Source organism: Caulobacter sp. FV1ye6ST (genome assembly GCF_058681225.1).
In genome coordinates this window covers 3,850,911-3,868,672 of the sequence record NZ_CM178733.1, presented here as the reverse complement: position 1 = coordinate 3,868,672, position 17,762 = coordinate 3,850,911, and the positions used below count along the sequence as shown (strand labels likewise).

The window sequence follows — 17,762 nt, the reverse complement described above, 5'->3', positions numbered from 1 at the left end:
GCTTAGGCCTAGGCGGCCAGGGCCAGGGTCCGACGCCAGCGGTGGGGCGGCATGCCCACCGTCGCTGAGAACACCCGCGAGAAGTGGGCCTGGTCGGAGAAGCCGCATTGCAGGGCGATCTCGGCCAGACCCAGGCGGCCCTCCAGCATCAGGCGCTGGGCGCGCTCGACCCGGCGGGCGCGCAGATAGTCGCCGGCGCACGCGCCGAAGCTGATCTTGAAGGCCCGCGAGAAGTGGCTGGTGCTCAGGCCCACGCGCGCGGCCAGGTCGGAGACCCGCAGGGACTCGCCGCAGCGCGCCTCGATCTCCGCCTTGATCCGCAGGGCTTGCCAGGGGGCGAGGCCGCCGATGTGCGGCGCGGTCCGGACCGGCGGTACCTGTTGCAGCACCCGGCGGGCGCGCTCGGCCAGCTCGTCGCGCAGGCGGGCCTCGAGCCGGTCGGAGATCTCCGGCGTCAGGATGAAATTCGCCAGGACCATGGCGTCGGTGAGCGGGGGCGGGGTCGTGGAAATGTGCATGGCCGTCGGACCTTCCAGACTGTGTGGCGAGGTCGGACAGCGTTGCGCTTCCGACCTTGCGAGCAGTCTGGCGCCACTCGTCGGCGAAGGAATTCACCCCTTGGTATGGGGTCGTCGACTTAATTCGCCGCGGCGGGGCTGCGAGGCAGGGTGAAGGCGATGGTCGCTCCCGAACCGACGTTGTTGGCCGCCGAAATTCGGCCGCCCAACCCCTCGATGATCGAGCGCGAGATCGACAGGCCCAGGCCCACCCCATCGGGCTTGGTGGTGAAGAACGGCTCGAAAATGCGGCCGGGCTCGCCGCTGATGCCAGGGCCGCTGTCGGTCACCGCCACCCGCAGGAAATCGCCTTCGGCGGAGAGGGTGACGTCCAGCTCGCGCCGCCGCGAGGCCTGCATGGCCTGAAGGCCGTTGATCAGCAGGTTGACCAACACCTGCTGGATCTGGACGCGGTCGCCGATCACCGATGGCAGTTCGTCGGCGATCACGCCGCGGATCGTGGCTCGCGCCGCCCTGGCCTCGCGCTGGACCAGGGACAGGGACTCCCGCAGCAACTGGGCCAGGTCGACCGGCTCCACCTGGCTGGCCGACTTGCGCGACAGGTTTCGGACCCCGGCGATGATGTCGGCGGCCCGGCCGCTGTTGCTCAGGATGTGATCGAGGCAGGTCTGGGCCTCGGCCACCTCGGGCGCGTCGCGGTTCAACCAGCGCTTGGCCGACTTTCCGTAGTTGATGATCGCCGCCAGGGGCTGGTTGACCTCGTGGGCGATCGAGGCGGCCAACTGGCCCAGGATCGAGACGCGTCCGGCGTGGGCCAGTTCGGCCGAGGCGTGTTCCAGACGGGCGCGGGCGGCGTTGCGCTCGGTGACGTCGAAGGCCATGACCAGCGCGCGCGACCACGGCTCGCCGCCCTCCACCAGGGTAATGCGCAGCACCACGTCGATCGGACGGCCGGTGAGGGTAGTCAGCCGGGTCTCGCTTTCGGCCATGGTCGCGCCCTCGGCCAGGGCGCGGAAGATGTCATGCAGGGCGTGCTCGGCCTCTTCCGGATAGGCGCCGATCAGGCTGCCGCCTATCACCTCTTCGGCGTTGGCGGCCTCGAACAGATCCAGCGCCGCCTGGTTGAGGTCGCGAATATTGGCCAGCAGGGCGGCTTCCCGAACCGCCTTTGGATCGTCCGGCAGGCGCTGGGCCAGCTGCGTCAGGTCGGGCGAGGTCTCCAGCAGGCGACGGCGGACGGCGGACCAGTCCGACTCCCAGGCCGCGAAGCCGGCGGCGTTGAACATGGCGCGGTAGCGCTGCTCGGAGACCTCGCGCTCGGCCTCGACGCGGCGCTGTTCCGTCAGGTCGGCGCTGGTCTCGATGATGCCGACGGGCCTGCCGTCGGGATCGCGGCGCAGCAGCCAGCGGCTGGCCAGGACAAGGCGCGAGCCGTCTCGCCGGGTGCGGACGACCTGGCCAGACCACTGACCTTCGCGCTCGAGAGCCTCGGTCACGACCGCGGCGGGGAACTGGCAGTTCAGGAGCTCATTGCCGAGCGCCCCGACAGCCTCCTTGCGGGCGAAGCCGTACAGCGCCTCCGCGCCGTCGTTCCAATAGACGATGCGGTCCTGGGAATCGCGGATGATGACCGTGTCGTGGGTCAGCTCCAGCATCCGCGCCTGCTCGGCCAGGGTCAGGCGGGCCGACCAGTCTCGCAGGGACAACAGGGTCGTGGCGACTATCGCCACCAGGCTGACGCCGAAGCGCACCGCCGCGCCGTCCAGCGGCCCCGCGCGGTGGTTGGCCACGAAGGCGATGATGGTCAGCAGCGCGGCGATGACGCCGGACGAAACGACCAGGCGCCGTCCGCCCGTCTGGGCGACCAGCAGCACCACGGCGATGTAGAGCACCGCCACCGCGCCTTGCAGGGCGGTCAACAGGTCGGCCGCGAAGATGCCGGCGGCGGTCAGGCCCGCCACCACGATCAGCCAGCGATTGACGTTCCGCCGAGGCTCAGAGCCCGCCATGCAGCTTTCCCGATGTGCGCCCTGACGGGCTAGGCGTGACCATATCGTGCGGCGCCGCTGTCGCGCACGCCCAGAGTCTCGGCCATGCGGACCAGGTCGGCCAGCGACGGCGCCCGCATCTTCCGCATCAGGTTGCCGCGATGGATCTTCACGGTCACTTCGCTGAGCGCCAGCTTGGCGGCGATCTGCTTGTTCATCAGTCCGGCCGTGACCAGGCCCATGACGTCGCGCTCGCGCGGGGTCAGGCTGGCGTAGAGGGCCTTGAGGCTGTCGTCGGTGTGTTCCCGGGCGCGGCGTTCCTGGTCGCGCTTCACCGCCTCGCTGACAGCGGTCAGCAGGGCGTCGTCGACGAAGGGCTTGGCCAGGAAGTCCACCGCGCCGGCCTTCATGCCGCGCACGGTCATGGGGATGTCGCCGTGGCCGGTGATCAGGATGACCGGCACGCGAGCGTCGGCCTCCAGAAGGGTCTGCTGGAACTCCAGGCCGTCGGCGTTCTTGAGGCGTACGTCCAGGATCAGGCAGGCGGCGGAGTCGGCCTCGTCGCAGGCCATGAACGCGTCGGGACTGGCGAACGTCCCCACCCGGAAGTCGGCTGAGCGCAGCAGCGCGTCCAGCGACCCGCGCACCTCGGCGTCATCGTCGATCACGCAGACCAGCGGCCTGTTGGTGTCGGTGCTCTTCATGCTCGCCTCCTCCCCAAGGGCGCTCAGAAAATTAGATCTTGCGGAGAGCCGCCTCGATGGCCTCGAACAACACGTCCGGATCGACGGGTTTGGTCAAGAACTCGACAACGCCGAACGCCTCGGCGCGCGCTCGGGCGGCTTCGGTCGGGAAGGCGGTCATGACGATCACCGGGGGCGTCTCGCCCCGTGCGGCCAAGGCGTCCAGCAGAGCCAGGCCATCCATGTCGGGCATGTGCAGGTCGGTGATCACGCAGTCGCTGGGTCCGGTGTCGTCGAGGAACTCGCGCGCCCCCGGAAAGCTGCGCACGGTCATTCCCGCCGAGCGCAGGAAGTTCTGCAAGCTGGCCCGAACCTCGCCGTCGTCGTCGATCACTGAAATGGTCTGACCGTGACCCACGGCGTGTCCTCTTCACTGTCGGCCCGCCCGTCGGCGCGCCGGTACTGCACTCGACCAAGACCTGCGCGTCTCCGCCCTCGCGCACCATGATACTAAGGTATGGGGTGGGTCCGAGACGCCGGCTCCGGACCCCATGCCTAGGTATGATAGGCGAGGGCGGCCCGCGCCAGCAGTATGCTTCTCGAAGTCGCGACCCTTCCCCGGCGAACGGCTTCCGAAGCGTCGATCCCGAGAAGCCTGGCCCGTCCCCCCATGTGGCCAAGGCTGACGCCCAATCCGCCCGTCGCCCCCTCCGGCGGCGGCGGGATCCGAGAGCTTCGCGCGCCGAGTCCGACTCCTCCTCCCCCGTCGGACTCGGCGCTCCCACTGTGCTTTGACGATATTGCAAATCAATCGCAATTGGGCCATAGCCGCGTCACTTCGACGGGGATGACCATGCGACTTCACTTTTCGCGCGCCGGCTTGCGTGGCGCGCTGCTTTCCACGCTCAGCCTGCTGGCCATGACGGCGGCTCACGCTCAGGACAAGGCGCGCGATACGGACGTGGATCAGGTGGTGATCACCGCCGCCCGCACCATCCTGCCCGCCAGCGCCCTGCCGCTGACCGTCGACGTGATCGACCAAGCGATGCTGAGTCAGCAGGTCGCGATCAGCGGCTCGATCGTCGACGCCGTCTCGACCCTGTCGCCGTCGTTCTCGCCCACCCGCCAGAAGCTTTCGGGGGCGGGGGAGACCTTGCGCGGCCGCTCGCCGCTCTACGCCATCAACGGCATCCCGCAGTCGACGCCGATCCGCGACGGCTCGCGCGACGGCTACACCATCGATCCGTTCTTCATCGACCGCGTCGAGCTGATCTACGGCTCCAACGCCCTGCAGGGCATCGGCGCCACCGGCGGCGTCGTCAACCAGGTCACCGTCGGTCCGCCCAAGCAGGATGGCGTCTCTGGCCGGGCTCTGGTCCAGGCGTCGGCCGGCCATGACCTCGGCGACACGCTGGGCGGCAAGATCGCCGGCCTTGTCGGCTGGCGCGGAGGGGCGTTCGACGCCACCGCCGGCGTCGCCTACGAGACCCGCGGCGCCTTCTATGACGCCAACGGCCGCCGCATCGGCATGGACAACACCCAAGGCGATGTCCAGGATTCCAAAAGCTTGTCGCTGTTCGGCCGCCTGGGCTGGCAAATCTCGCCCAGCACGCGCCTGGACATCGTCGGCAACCGCTTCGAGCTGAAGGGCGACGGCGACTATGTGACTGTCACGGGGGCGGCCGTCGCGCCGACCGACGGCAACCGCCTGACCCGCCTGCCGACCACGGCCTATCGCGGCGTCCAGCCCGGCAAGCCGGCGGCCAACCGCGTGGAGACCCTGTCGGCGGCCCTGGTCAATGACGACCTCTTTGGCGGCGTGCTGAACGCCCAGCTGTTCTTCAACCGCTCGCGCGACACCTTCGGCGGTGACAGGAACGCCACGTTCCAGGATGTCAGCATCGCCCCGAACAACACCCTGTTCGACCAGTCGTCGAACCGCTCGCGCAAGCTGGGCGCGCGGATCAGCTACGAGCGCGCCGTGCCGGGGATCGAGGGCCTGACCGCCACCGCCGGCCTCGACGCCCTGACCGACACCACCGCGCAACTGCTGATCGCCACCGGCCGCGCCTGGGTGCCGCCGACCAAGTTCGAGAGCCTGGCGCCGTTCCTCCAGGGCAACTACGCCCTGCTGGACGGCAAGCTGCGCCTGGCGGGCGGCGTGCGCTTCGAGAACGTCAAACTGAAGGTCGACGACTTCACCACCCTGGCCTTCTACGGCTCGCGCGAGGTCGGCGGCGGCGATCCGGACTTCAGCGCCACCCTGCTGAACGGCGGCGCCGTGTTCGAACCCATGAAGGGCGTGCGCCTCTATGGCAGCTATGCCGAGGGCTACACCGTGCCGGACGTCGGCCGCATCCTGCGCGGCATCAACGTCGCCAATGTCGACGTCGACACCTACCTGTCGATCGAACCGATCGTGTCCAACAACCGCGAGGTCGGGGCCGAGCTGAAGCGCGGTCCGTTCGACGCCAGCGTCGCCTATTTCTGGTCCAGGTCGAAACTGGGCCAGCTGCTGGTCAAGAACGCCGGCGGCGTCTTCGACGTCCAGCGCCAGGGCGTGGCCATCGAGGGGCTGGAGGTCAATGTTAAGGCCCGCACCCCGATCGAAGGTCTGGATGTCTCCACCGGCTATGCCCGCCTGCGGGGCGAGACCGACACCAATGCCGACGGCAAGGTCGACACCGAGCTGGATGGCGCCAACATCTCGCCCGATCGTCTGAACGTGGCGGCTGACTATCAGGCGGGCAATTGGGCCCTGCGCTTGCAGGTCCAGAAGTACATCAAGCGCGACATGCAAACGGCCCTGGTGAAGGACGATTTCGGCGGCTACACGGTCGCCGACGCGTTCGTACGCTACCGGCTTCCGGTCGGAGCCGTGTCGCTGGGCGTCCAGAACCTCTTCGACACGCAGTACATCTCGTACAATTCGGACACCACCTTGCCGGCCAAGGACAAGTTCTACGCCGGTCGTGGCCGCACCGCGACGCTGGGTTGGGAAACGCGCTTCTGATGAAAACCCTGCGCCTGCTGCACCGCTGGTCAGGCGGCCTGATCGGTCTCCTGCTGGCGCTTCTGGGCTTCACCGGCGCGTTGCTGGTGCACGAGGACGCCTTTCTGCGCGCCACCGTGCCCCACGCCGCCGACGCCCAGCGGCAGGACGCGGCCACCCTGGGGGCGATGGCGACCAAGGTCTTCGCCGCCGAGGATCGCCCGCGCTCGATCGTGCTGGCGACCCAGCGGATGGGCCTGCACAAGCTGGCCTACAAGACCGAGCAGAAGGCCGCCTACGCCGACCAGGACGGCGATATCGTCCAGGCCTGGTCCTCCAACTGGTCGCGGCCGGAGGTGTGGATCTTCGACTTCCACCACCACCTGTTCAACGGCGACACGGGCGAGATCGTCGGCGGGATCGCCGGCCTGGCGGGCCTGGGCTTCGTGGTCACCGGCCTGCTCCTGTGGTGGCCGACGCGGCGGATGTTCCATCTCCGCCCGTGGCCTCGGATGATGAAGCGGGCGGCGATCGTCCATCATCACCGCGACCTCGGAGTCTTGATCGCTCCGCTTTTGATCCTGTCGCTGACGACAGGCGCGGCGATGAACCTGAAGTGGTTCTCCAACGCCCTGCGCGCGCCGTTCACGCCGCCGGCGGTGATGGAAAAGGCCTCGGCCGCGCCGAAGATCAAGGGCGGCAAGCTGGCCAAGGACCTCGACTGGGCCAAGGTCATCGGCGCCGCCCAGGCCCGTTTCCCCGGCGCGGAGGTGCGAACCATCGCCTTGCCTCAGAAGAAGGGCGGGCTCATCGCGATCCGCTTGCGCCAGCAGGCGGAGTGGCTGCCGAACGGTCGCTCGATGGCCTGGTTCGATCCGGCCACCGGCGCGATGGTCGCCAGCCGCGACGCCCAGGCCCTGCCGCTGGGCGCGCGCATCGCCAATGCCGACTTCCCGCTGCACGCGGCCAAGGTCGGCGGGCTGGCCTATCGACTGGTGATGACGGTCTCGGGCCTGACCCTGGCGCTGCTGGGCTCGCTGGCTGTGGTGACCTTCTGGGGCAACCCGGCCGGGACGCCCAAGCGCCGACGCCCGAAAAAGCCGGTGGCCGCACGGACGGAAGAGAGCCCCGGCCGTCTGGCCTAGAAGCGGAACTGGACGATGGCCATGCCGAAGTCGACATCGTGTCCGCCGGCCGCCTTCACCGCCGCGCCGGCCTCGGCGTGGACGGCCTCCAGCGAGACCTTGACGTTGCGGGTCACCTGCCAGCCGAGATCCGCCTGCCAGTCCTCGCTGACGGCCTTGGCGGTCGAGGCGCCGCCCCCCGCCAGCACCGCCAGCGGCTGCAGATAGATGGCGTCGCGACCGGCCTGCCGACGGCGATCGGTATGGCTGACCTCGACCGAGACCGACTTGGTCGGCGCGGCGCCCAGGGCCACGCGCCAGGCCGAGAGGTTGCTCCAGGCGACCAGCCCCGCCTCGCTGAAATAGGCCCCCTTGGGGAACAGCGGGTTGAAGGTCTTCAGCTGGCCGTCCGCTGGATCGTCGTCGCCCGAGCCGATGTCGCGGCGTACGGAGAGGCGCGGCTTCCAGGGCGCGGCGAAGGTGTAGCCCGCGCCGGCCGAGCCGCCCCAGGCGTGGATGTGCTGGCCGGCGAAGTGGCCGCGCTGGACCATGCCCTCGACCTCGTAGTCGATCGCGCCGGTCTTGGCGGCGAGGCGCGCGCCGACACCGCGACGGCGCTCGTCGCCGGTGACCGCGCCGAAGCGGACCCGGTCGCGGTCGAGGTTCAGGCTGTAGACGTCGAGGCTGACGCCCTTGCCGACCGGCGCGGTGGCGTAGACGCCCCAGAAGGCCTGGCTGGCGTTGTGGCTGTCGTTGAAGGCGCCGGGTTCGATCGCGATGGGGTGGGTGTAGAAGGCGTCGACCTTCAGGCCCGCGCCGGCATAGGTCAGGCGAGCGCCGTCGAAGCTCTGGCGGATATTGGGTCCCTCGCGCACCGAGACGAAGCGCTGGGTGGGGTTGAAGCTCAGCTCCTGGCGGCCCAGGCGCAGGCGCCAGTGCTCGGCGGGCGCGAGGTCGACGAACAGCACCTGGGCGTCCAGGCCGTCGCGGTCGGTGATGGCCGGGGCTTCGCGCTTGTCGAGGTCGCGATGCAGGCCCAGCTCGCCATAGACCCGGACGGCCGAGTTCATGCGCAGGTCGGCGCTGATCAGCCCCCGGAAGAGTTCGAAGGTGTCGGCCTGGGCGCCGCCGACCCCGAAGCGCGGGGCGTCGATCGTGTCGACCCGGACGCGCGCCTCGCCGCCGAGCGAGAGATAGGCGTCCTGGCCCAGCGGGATGGAACGCAGCGGGTCGAGGCCGGTCAGCTTCGGGGCGGACTTCAGATAGCCGTAGTCCTCGTCGGACCGGATCAGCTTGAACGCGGGCGGCTCGGCCGCCTGCGCCCCAGTGGCGAGAGGGCCGGTCACCAGGGCCGCCGCCAGAACCGCCGCTCTCATGCTTCCACCGGACGCGGGGCTCGGGCGTACAGAGCGCCGAGGATAGCGACCACGACGGCGGCCGGCAGCAGGCTCCAGGGACCGGCCAGGATCACGCCGAGCGCCCCGCCGATCGCGCCGACCGCGAAGGCGCCGACCGGCGGCCAGGTCTTGACGATCCGGGCGCGCAAGGCCTCGTCCAGGCCGTTCTTCGAGGACAGCAGGTCGACCAGGTCGATGGCGATCTGGGTGACGTTGCCGGTCATGATCGTGGTCGGGGCGAGGTGGCTGAACACCACCCGCGCGCCGACGTTCTGTACGGCCATGGCGCAGACGCCGAAGAGGCCCGCCAGCATCACCGCCGGCTGGTCGGCGTTGTCGGCCGGCAGGGCCGCGACGGTCAGCAGCATGAAGACCAGCAGCATCGCCGCCTGCAGCAGCAGCACCGCCGCCTCGCTGGCCTGCCCACGCGCCCGGCGCTTGCAGATCAGCACATAGGTCGCGGCCGCCGCGGCGATGAACACCGGCAGGGACAGCAGCTTGGTCGCGATGCCCTGGCCGCCGCCGGCCAGGGAGACGCCCAGCATGACAAGATTGCCGGTGGCGTGGTTCACGAACAGGCCGAACAGCAGGACAAAGCCGACCACGTCGACATAGCCGCCGACCAGGGCCATGCCGATGCCGGTGGCGGCGTTCAGCCGGTGTGACGGCGCGCTCATGCCCACTTCTCCCGCTCGACCAGGATCGCCGCCAGCATGAAGCCGCCGATCAGGCCGATGTGCTCGAGGAAGGTGTTGAGCGCGTGGAAGCGCTCCACCGGATCGACGACCGTCCAGTAGGGGTGGGCGATCAGGGTGGCCAAGGCGGTGAAGACGCCCAGGGCGCCGGCCGCCAGCCAGCCGGCCCTGCCCAGGATCAGGGCGATCGAGCCGCCCAGCTGGACCAGCACCGTGGCGGCGACGACCAGCCAAGCCGGTTTCAGGCCGAAGTGGGCGGCCTCGGCCAGGGCGCCGTGCAGGTCGGCCAGCTTGGCGATCCCGCTCCACCAGTAGGGCAGGGTCAGGACCGCGCGGGCCAGGGTTCCGAACGCCGTCGAGCGCAGGAGGGCGGAGAGGGGAGCGGGCGTGGCCATGATCACACCGCCCAGCAGCCGCAGCCCATGGCGCCCCAGAAGGAGCGCGCATCGGAGGTCGGGGCTTCGCGGGTGTAGGCCGAGGCGTGGTCGTGGCCGTGGACGTTGCAACTGCTGGCGCAGCCGCAGGCAGAAGCCAGGGCGCGGGCGTGGCCGCGCGAACGATCCTGGTAGCCGCCGAAGGTGCGCACCGGCGACCAGTCGGGCATCGGCGGCGGCAGCACGGGGGCCAGCTTGTCGTACTCGCCCTGGCCATGGACGACCTTGCCGCCCAGCAGGGTCAGCACCGACGACAGGTGGGGGATCTCGTCTTCCGGAACCGTCATGTAGTCGTCGGCCAGCACGGCCAGGTCCGCCAACTGCCCGACGGCGATCTGGCCCTTCTTGCCTTCCTCGTTCGAGAACCAGGTGTTGGCTGTGGTCCACAGGCGCAAGGCCTCCTCGCGGTCGACGCGATTGGCCGGCGGATAGAGGCGCGTGCCGCCCACCGTCTTGCCGGTCACCAGCCAGTTCAGCGAGACCCACGGGTTGTAGCTGGCGACCCGCGTGGCGTCGGTGCCGGCGCCGACGGGGATGCCGGCCTTCAGCATCTTGTTGATCGGCGGCGTGGCCTCGGCGGCCTTGGCCCCGTAGCGCTCCATGAAGTACTCGCCCTGGAACGCCATGCGGTGCTGCACGGCGATGCCGCCGCCCAGGGCCGCGATGCGGTCGATATTGCGGTCGCTGATGGTCTCGGCGTGGTCGAAGAACCAGTGCAGGCCGTCGAACGGCATGTCGCGGTTGACCTTCTCGTAGACGTCCAGCGCCCGCGTGATGGTCTCGTCATAGGTGGCGTGCAGCCGCCAGGGCCAGCGGTTCTCGACCAGGTGACGGATCACCGGCTCCAGGTCGGTCTCCATGTTGGCCGGCATTTCCGGCCGCTCGACGCGGAAGTCCTCGAAGTCGGCGGCGCTGTAGACCAGCATCTCGCCCGCGCCGTTGTGGCGGTACTTGTCGTCGCCCTGCCCCGGCCTGACCTGCTTGGACCAGCTCTGGAAGTCCGACAGCTCGGCCTTCGGCTTCTGGGTGAACAGGTTGTAGCTGATGCGCAGGGTCAACTGGTCGTCGGCGTGCAGCTTCTCGACGATCTCGTAGTCGTCCGGATAGTTCTGGAAGCCGCCGCCGGCGTCGATCACGCCGGTCACGCCCAGGCGGTTCATCTCGCGCATGAAGTGGCGGGTCGAGTTCAGCTGGTACTCGGGCGGCAGCTTCGGGCCCTTGGCCAGGGTGGCGTAGAGGATCGTCGCGTTGGGCTGGGCCAGCAGCAGTCCGGTGGGCTCGCCCGAGGCGTCGCGCTGGATCTCGCCGCCCGGCGGGTTGGGCGTGTCCTTGGTGTAGCCGACGGCGCGCAGGGCGGCGCGGTTGAGCAGGGCGCGGTCGTAGAGGTGCAGGATGAACACCGGCGTCTCGGGCGCGGCGGCGTTGATCTCGTCCAGGGTCGGCAGGCGCTTCTCGACGAACTGGTGCTCGGTGAAGCCGCCCACGACGCGCACCCACTGCGGCGGCGGGGTGTTGGCGGCCTGCTTCTTCAGCATGGCCATGGCGTCGGCCAAGGTCGGCACGCCGTCCCAGCGCAGCTCCATGTTGTAGTTCAGTCCGCCGCGGATGATGTGCATGTGGCTGTCGATCAGGCCCGGGATCACCCGGCGACCCTTCAGGTCGATGATCGTCGGGTTCGGACCGGCGGCGGCGCGGACCTCGCCTTCCTCGCCGACGGCGGCGAACTTGCCGTCGCGGACCAGGGCGGCGTCGGCGCGCGGGTTGCCGCGGTCGAGGGTCGTGAACTTGCCGTTGATGAGCAGCAGATCGGTCATGGGGCGCCTTTCAGCGAAAGCGGAACTTGAGAGAAATGCCGCGCCCAGCGCGACGGCTTGTCGACGATCGAGGGTCATGCCTGGCCCTCCGTAGTTTTGGGGTCGGGGCCGTCGCCCGCGACGGCTTGCGGACCAAGCACCTGGCCGGCGCACTCTGGGGTTTTCAGATAGGCCACGACCGGGGTCCTGGTCATCAGGCGTTTGGCGATCGGGACCGCCTGTTCGCCCAGCAGCATGCCCATCAGGCCCAGTAGGGCGATGGCCGGCGGGGCGGGCGAGCGTACGCCGAGCAGCGAATAGATCACGCCGACGAGCAGGCCGACACCGAGGGAGAGCAGGTAAGGTTTCATGGCCGGCATCCGTGAACGGGAAGTGGAGGCGGGGTCTTGTAGATCCCGCCTCGAAACGAACGTCAGCCGGCGTGGCCTTCCGACGCGCCGAACATGGTCTTGGCGTAGGTGATGCCCAGGCCGTAGGCGCCGCCGTAGGCGCGGGCGATGCCAGTGGTCAGGTCGTAGGTCTCCGAACGGGCCCAGTCGCGTTGCAGCTCCAGCAGGTACTGCAGGGACGTCATCGGGCGGGCGCCGGCCTGGACCATGCGATCCATGGCGCGGTCGTGGGCCTCGGTCGACACGTCGCCGCAGGCGTCGGCGATGACATAGACCTCGAAGCCCTGGGCCAGGGCCGACAGGGCCGGGCCGACGATGCAGACGCTGGTCCACAGGCCAGCCAGCACGAGGCGCGGCTTGCCGATCTCATTGACCTTAGCGATGACGTTGGCGTCTTCCCAGGTGTTCATCGAGGTGCGGTCGAGGGCGGCGACGCCCGGGAAGGCTTCCTTGATCTCGTCGAACATCGGACCCGAGAAGCTCTTCTCGGCGACCGTGGTCAGGATGGTCGAGGCGCCGAAGCCGGCGGCGGCGCGGGCGACCAGGGCGGCGTTGGCGCGCAGCTCGGTGGCCGAGATCGAGTGGGTCGCGAAGGCCATCTGCGACTGGTAGTCGATCATGATCAAGGTGTGGTCGGTCGGGGTCAGCAGTTGCGGGCCGGCGGTGGGGGTGGCGACGATGGTCATGGGACTATCCTTCTGGGTTGTGTGGAGGACCGTTCCGGCCGCCCCGTTGTTCTGACAGGCTCACTTTGGTCGCGACGCATCGACGCATAAATGGAAATGATGGAAATCCATCGTTTCTAAAAACGCTCTCGTCGGTCGCGACGAATTAGGCGTGTTCAGGCTACCGAGCGCCGCCGCTTCCGGATCGGCGGGACGTGCCGCCTTTTGCACGGACCCGCCCCGAAACGCAGCGCCGAAGACCGGGCGCGGGCCGAGCCGCTCGCGCACGACTGTCACAAAACCGCAGTACGGGTCCGGCTCGAACTGTACCGGGAGACGATGATGCTGAGCCTGCTTCTGGCCCTCGTGGCGGCCGAACCCAGCGCCCAAGTCGCGCGGATTCAGGCGGCGCGGATGAACGACATCCTCGCGGTCGGAACGCACAATTCCTACAAGGCCGCGCTCCCGGCCGAGGAGATGGCGGCCATGCTGGCGGCGGCCGGCCCGGGGGCCCTGGGCCTGGACTACAGCCATCGTCCGCTGGCGGAGGAGCTGGACGCCGGCGCCCGTCAGCTGGAGCTGGACGTCGTCCGCGATCCCCAAGGCGGTCGTTTCGCCCAGCCCAAGACCGTGTTCGGCAAGGGTATCGTGCCGACCCCGGCCTGGGCGGCGGCCATGGCCAAGCCTGGCTACAAGGTCATGCACATGCAGGACGTCGACTTCCGCACGACCTGCCCGACTTTCGTCGCGTGCCTGACGGAGATCCGGACCTGGTCGAAGGCGCATCCGGACCATGCGCCGATCCTGATCCTGCTGAACGCCAAGGAGGGGCCGTCCAGCTTCCCCGGCGGCGTCGAGGCCCTGCCGTTCGATGAAAAGGCCTTCGACGCCCTCGACGCCGAGATCCGCTCGGTATTCGCCGATGCCGAACTGATCACGCCCGACCAGGTCCAGGGCAAGCGCGCGACGTTGCGCGAGGCGGTGCTGGCCGATGGCTGGCCGGCGCTGAGCGCGGCGCGGGGCAAGCTGTTCTTCGCCCTCGACGAGGGCCCGGAGAAAATCGCGGCCTATCGCGGCGCCCGCAAGTCGCTGGAAGGCCGGGCGATGTTCGTCAACACCGACGAGACCTCGCCGGCCGCCGCCTACCTGACCCTCAACGATCCCGTCGGCGATCGCGCCCGCATCGCCGCCGCCGTCAAGGCCGGCTTCATCGTCCGCACCCGCGCCGACGCCGACACCGTCCAGGCCCGCAAGAACGACGTTTCGATGCGCAGCGCCGCGTTCTCCAGCGGCGCGCAATACGTCTCGACCGACTATCTGTGGGCCGATCCGCGCTTCGCGGGCGGCTACACGGTGCGCCTGACCGGCGGCGAGGCGGCGACCTGCAATCCCGTCCGCATGGCCAAGGGCTGCGACGCGCCGTTCGACAGCGTGGCTGGCGCGCCGGCTCAAGGCTATCTGAACCCGGCCCAGCGTCCGGACCTGACCAGGACCCTGGCCGCCCCGCCGGCCGCTGGTTCGCCGCGCGCCATCGCCGACGCGGCCATCTTCGACCAGAGCCGGGCCCTGAAGGGCTCCGCTCGCTGGCAGCGGGCCACCGATGACGTTGACGGTTCCACCTGGAAGCACTTCACCGAAGCGCTGGGCGTGACGATCGACCCGACCCAGGCCCCGATCCTCGCCGCCCTGCTGGAACGCGCCGGCGAGGACCGCTCGGTGGTCGGCGTCGCCAAGACCCACTGGGGAACCAAGCGGCCCTATCTGGACAAGCCCAACGCCCCGATCTGCGAGGCCAAGAGCGCCCACCTGGCCGGCAATCCGGACTATCCGTCGGGCCACTCGGCGTTCGGGATGCACGTGGCGATGATCCTGGCCGAACTGGCCCCCAGTCGGGCCGACGCGCTCTACGCCCGGGGCCGCGACTATGCCGAAAGCCGTTGGATCTGCGGCTCGCACAGCGTCAGCGCCACCGAGGCCGGCATGCAGTCGGGCGCCACGATCTACGCCGCCGAGCACGTCTCGCCGTACTTCCGTCGCGACATGGAGGCGGCCCGCGCCGAGCTGGACGCGCTGCTCTCTCAGGGCGGGGCCAAAGGCGCCTCACCCGCTCGGCCGTGAAGTTTTGATGAAATCCACATCTCGCCGCTGAGGGGCCGTCCGGGGCCGTCGTTGAAGCCGTCGGGGGCGCAGGCCGAACGAGCGCGTTCGGTCCTGCCGCCGCCGCAACAACACCTCGGGGATTGAGCGGATGATCGGACTTAACTCGAACGGCGGCCACGCGCGCCGCCTGGCCTGGCTGATGACCAGCTGCGCCGCCATCGGCCTGTTTTCGGCGACGGGCGCTCAGGCCCAGGCCGCGGCCGCGACGGCCGCCGAGAACGCCCAGGTCGAAGAGATCATCGTCACCGGCAGCTATCGCCGCAGCCTCGAGAAGGCCGTGGACATGAAGCGCGAGACGACCGGCTTCTCGGACTCGATCGTGGCCACCGACGTCGCCAACTTCCCCGAGCAGAACCTCGCCGAGGCGCTGCAGCGCATGCCCGGCGTGACCATCGAGCGCAACAAGGGCCTGGGCGGCCGGGTCAGCGTCCGTGGCCTGCCCAGCGAGTTCACCTTCGTCACCATCAACAACCTGGCCACGGCCTCGGGCAGCGGCGGCCGTGACGTCGAGTTCGACATCTTCGCCTCGGAGGTCATCCAGCAGGTGACCGTGCAGAAGTCGCCGCGCGCCTCGGACGAGGAAGGCGGCATCGCCGGCTCGGTCTACATCTCGACGGCTCGCCCGTTCGACTATAGCGGCCGCAAGCTGATTGCCTCGACCGAAGGCGCCTACAACTCGATCTCCAAGAAGACCGACCCGAAGGTCGCCTTCCTGGCCAGCGACACGTGGGGGAACTGGGGCGGCCTGGTGTCGTTCTCGGCCGCGCGCCGTTCGAACCGCACCGACTCCAACTCGGGCATCAACTTCCGCCCGATGTTCCGCTTCCTGGAAGCGGGCGGCGCGCGCGCCTCGCAGGCCGCCGCCGTCCTGGCCCGCGACGCCGGCGTCGTCGTCAAGAGCAACACCAACCGCGACGAGACTGGCCGCATCATCTTCCAGGACAAGGTCGGCGACCGCGCCTACCTGAACACCCAGAAGCAGTGGGGCGGCACCGGCTCGCTGCAGTACAAGCCGTCGGCCAATTTCGACATCGCCTTCGACCTGATGCTGGGCGGCTACGACGCGACCGAGGACCAGTACGACGCGGCCGCCTATTCGGCTTCGAGCAAGAGCACGCTGGAGACCATCCACAGCTACGACAAGACCACCCTGGCCGACTACAACATGGTCGTGCTGCGCGACGTGTCGTACACCGCGACCCAGCACGAGATGCTCAGCAAGGAGCAGATCAACAAGACCGACTACGCCCAGTTCGGCTCGGAGCTGAACTGGCGCGGCGAGACCTGGAAGCTGCACGCCCTGGCGGGCTATTCGGGCGCCAAGAAGACGCTCGACTATTCGAACCTGAAGCACGTGGCCTACGCTCCCTCGCGCACGCGTTGGACGGCCACCGGCGGCGAGACGATCAAGAGCGCCAACCCGGCCTCGATCGACATGTACAACTCGCCGTCGAAGTACCTGTTCGAGGCCTATGAGACGACCCTCGAGAAGATCACCGACGACAAGTACGCCGCGCAGGCGGACTACACGAAAGAGTTCGCCATCGGCTTCTTCCCGGCGCTGAAGACCATCCAGATCGGCGCCCGCTACACCGACAAGTCGAAGGAGCGCCAGTACGGCGCGCTGAACATCCAGGGACCTGGCCCGGGCAGCACCGCCTACCTCAACACCCGCACCATGGCCGACAGCCCGCTGACCCCGATCGGCGATCTGGTTCCCGGTGGCGACTACACGGTCCGCGACCTGAACTGGAGCCAGATCTCCAACGACTACGCGCGCAAGACCTTCCGCTACGCCGGCTTCACCACGCCGTTCACGCCGGGCGACTATTACAAGGTCGATGAGAAGGTCACGAGCCTCTACGCCATGGCCGACCTCGGCTTCGACGTCGGCCCCGTGCCGGTCGCGGTGAACGGCGGCGTTCGCTACGTCGACACCTCGGTCACCTCGTCGGGCTACCACCAGGTGCAGACGACGACCGGCGGCACGACCTACACCCCAGCGCCGGTGTCCAGCGACGGCAGCTACAACAAGCTGCTGCCCAGCGTGAACTTCACCGCCGACATCACCGACAGCATCATGCTGCGCGGCGCGGCGTCGAAGACCCTGATGCGTCCGGCCCTGACCGACCTGGCCTACAAGCGCACCGCCAGTTTCAACTCGTTCCGCTTCACGGATGGCAATCCGGGCCTGAAGCCGACCTTCGCCGAACAGTACGAAGTGGGCCTCGAGAAGTACCTGCCGGAAGGCGGCCTGCTGGCCGTCTCGTATTTCAAGAAGAAGATCGAGGGCGTCGTCCGCCAGGCCCTGACGGGCACGGTCAAGGGCGTCACCAAGTACAACGCCAACGGCACGATCGACGGCGTCTACGACTTCGACGTCTACCAGCCGATCAACGCCGAGGGCTCGTACAATGTCGACGGCGTCGAGATGGTCGCCATCGTGCCGTTCGGTTTGCTGTGGGAGCCGGCCAAGGGCTTCGGGATCAACGCCAACTACACGATCCTGGACAGCTCGCTGAGCGGTCAGTCGCTGATCGGCATCCCGACCCCGCCGGTGGGCCTGGCCGACAAGGCCTACAACTTCACGCTCTACTACGAGAACGACAAGTTCCAGGCGCGCGTGTCCTATAACTACAAGGGCAAGTACGTCGAAGGCATCGGCTACGAGATGTATCCGATCTGGCGCTCGGGCTACGGCCAGACCGACATCTCGGTCAGCTACAACATCAACGAGCGCATCCAGCTGAGCCTGGAGGGGATCAACGTCACCGACGAGGTCACCAAGGGCTACACGATGGATCCGTCCTTCCCGACCATGTACGAGAAGTCGGGACGGCGCTTCTCGCTCGGCCTTCGGATGAACTTCTGAGCCCGCTGGACGCCATCACCGGGCGCGCTCC

At 68.8% G+C, this 17,762-nt stretch carries 14 protein-coding genes; 4 read left to right on the top strand and 10 right to left on the bottom strand.

The genetic code is table 11. The features are described 5' to 3' along the window. Positions 1-8 precede the first annotated feature (8 nt). The 4 genes from ACW175_RS18480 to ACW175_RS18465 form a co-directional block, all read right to left on the bottom strand. Positions 9-518, bottom strand: a complete 510-nt coding sequence (locus tag ACW175_RS18480; protein ID WP_492101449.1) for a helix-turn-helix transcriptional regulator — start codon at positions 516-518, stop codon at positions 9-11. 119 nt (positions 519-637) lie between these two features. Beyond that, positions 638-2,527 carry an ATP-binding protein gene (locus tag ACW175_RS18475; protein ID WP_492101448.1) on the bottom strand — a complete coding sequence of 630 codons (1,890 nt, stop codon included), beginning with the start codon at positions 2,525-2,527 and terminating at the stop codon, positions 638-640. Between the two features lie 29 nt (positions 2,528-2,556). After that, on the bottom strand, positions 2,557-3,210 hold the full coding sequence (locus ACW175_RS18470) for a response regulator transcription factor (protein ID WP_492101447.1): 654 nt from the start codon (positions 3,208-3,210) through the stop codon (positions 2,557-2,559). A 31-nt stretch (positions 3,211-3,241) separates the two neighbouring features. Further along, positions 3,242-3,607, bottom strand: a complete 366-nt coding sequence (locus ACW175_RS18465; protein WP_492101446.1) for a response regulator transcription factor — start codon at positions 3,605-3,607, stop codon at positions 3,242-3,244. A gap of 435 nt (positions 3,608-4,042) precedes the next feature. Between ACW175_RS18465 and ACW175_RS18460 the strand changes: the two genes are divergently transcribed. Then, positions 4,043-6,202 carry a TonB-dependent receptor gene (locus ACW175_RS18460; RefSeq protein ID WP_492101445.1) on the top strand — a complete coding sequence of 720 codons (2,160 nt, stop codon included), beginning with the start codon at positions 4,043-4,045 and terminating at the stop codon, positions 6,200-6,202. Further along, complete coding sequence (locus tag ACW175_RS18455; RefSeq protein WP_492101444.1) at positions 6,202-7,326, top strand: PepSY-associated TM helix domain-containing protein; 1,125 nt, start codon at positions 6,202-6,204, stop codon at positions 7,324-7,326. The genes ACW175_RS18460 and ACW175_RS18455 overlap by 1 nt, the downstream gene beginning before the upstream one ends. On the opposite strand, the gene ACW175_RS18450 is transcribed toward ACW175_RS18455, so the two are convergent. From ACW175_RS18450 to ACW175_RS18425, 6 genes are all read right to left on the bottom strand, one after another. After that, entirely contained in the window at positions 7,323-8,681 is a 1,359-nt protein-coding gene (locus tag ACW175_RS18450) for an alginate export family protein (RefSeq protein ID WP_492101443.1), read from the bottom strand. The two genes, ACW175_RS18455 and ACW175_RS18450, sit on opposite strands and share 4 nt — an antisense overlap. Then, a complete protein-coding gene (locus tag ACW175_RS18445) occupies positions 8,678-9,379 on the bottom strand; it encodes a YoaK family protein (protein ID WP_492101442.1) in 702 nt (233 codons plus the stop codon). The genes ACW175_RS18450 and ACW175_RS18445 overlap by 4 nt, the downstream gene beginning before the upstream one ends. Further along, positions 9,376-9,792 (bottom strand): DoxX family protein, encoded by a 417-nt coding sequence (locus ACW175_RS18440; RefSeq protein WP_492101441.1) that lies wholly within the window; start codon positions 9,790-9,792, stop codon positions 9,376-9,378. Before ACW175_RS18440 ends, ACW175_RS18445 begins: the two co-directional genes overlap by 4 nt. 2 nt (positions 9,793-9,794) lie before the next feature. Then, complete coding sequence (locus ACW175_RS18435; RefSeq protein WP_492101440.1) at positions 9,795-11,645, bottom strand: amidohydrolase; 1,851 nt, start codon at positions 11,643-11,645, stop codon at positions 9,795-9,797. 74 nt (positions 11,646-11,719) lie between these two features. Further along, a complete protein-coding gene (locus ACW175_RS18430) occupies positions 11,720-11,995 on the bottom strand; it encodes a DUF1427 family protein (RefSeq protein ID WP_492101439.1) in 276 nt (91 codons plus the stop codon). Positions 11,996-12,057: 62 nt separating this feature from the next. Further along, positions 12,058-12,720, bottom strand: coding sequence for a hydrolase (locus ACW175_RS18425; RefSeq protein WP_492101438.1), 663 nt, complete (start codon positions 12,718-12,720; stop codon positions 12,058-12,060). Between the two features lie 318 nt (positions 12,721-13,038). Between ACW175_RS18425 and ACW175_RS18420 the strand changes: the two genes are divergently transcribed. After that, a complete protein-coding gene (locus ACW175_RS18420) occupies positions 13,039-14,817 on the top strand; it encodes a Ca2+-dependent phosphoinositide-specific phospholipase C (RefSeq protein WP_492101437.1) in 1,779 nt (592 codons plus the stop codon). Positions 14,818-14,947: 130 nt separating this feature from the next. Beyond that, positions 14,948-17,731: a TonB-dependent receptor gene (locus ACW175_RS18415; RefSeq protein ID WP_492101436.1), complete on the top strand. Its 2,784-nt coding sequence runs from the start codon at positions 14,948-14,950 to the stop codon at positions 17,729-17,731. Positions 17,732-17,762: the final 31 nt, after the last annotated feature.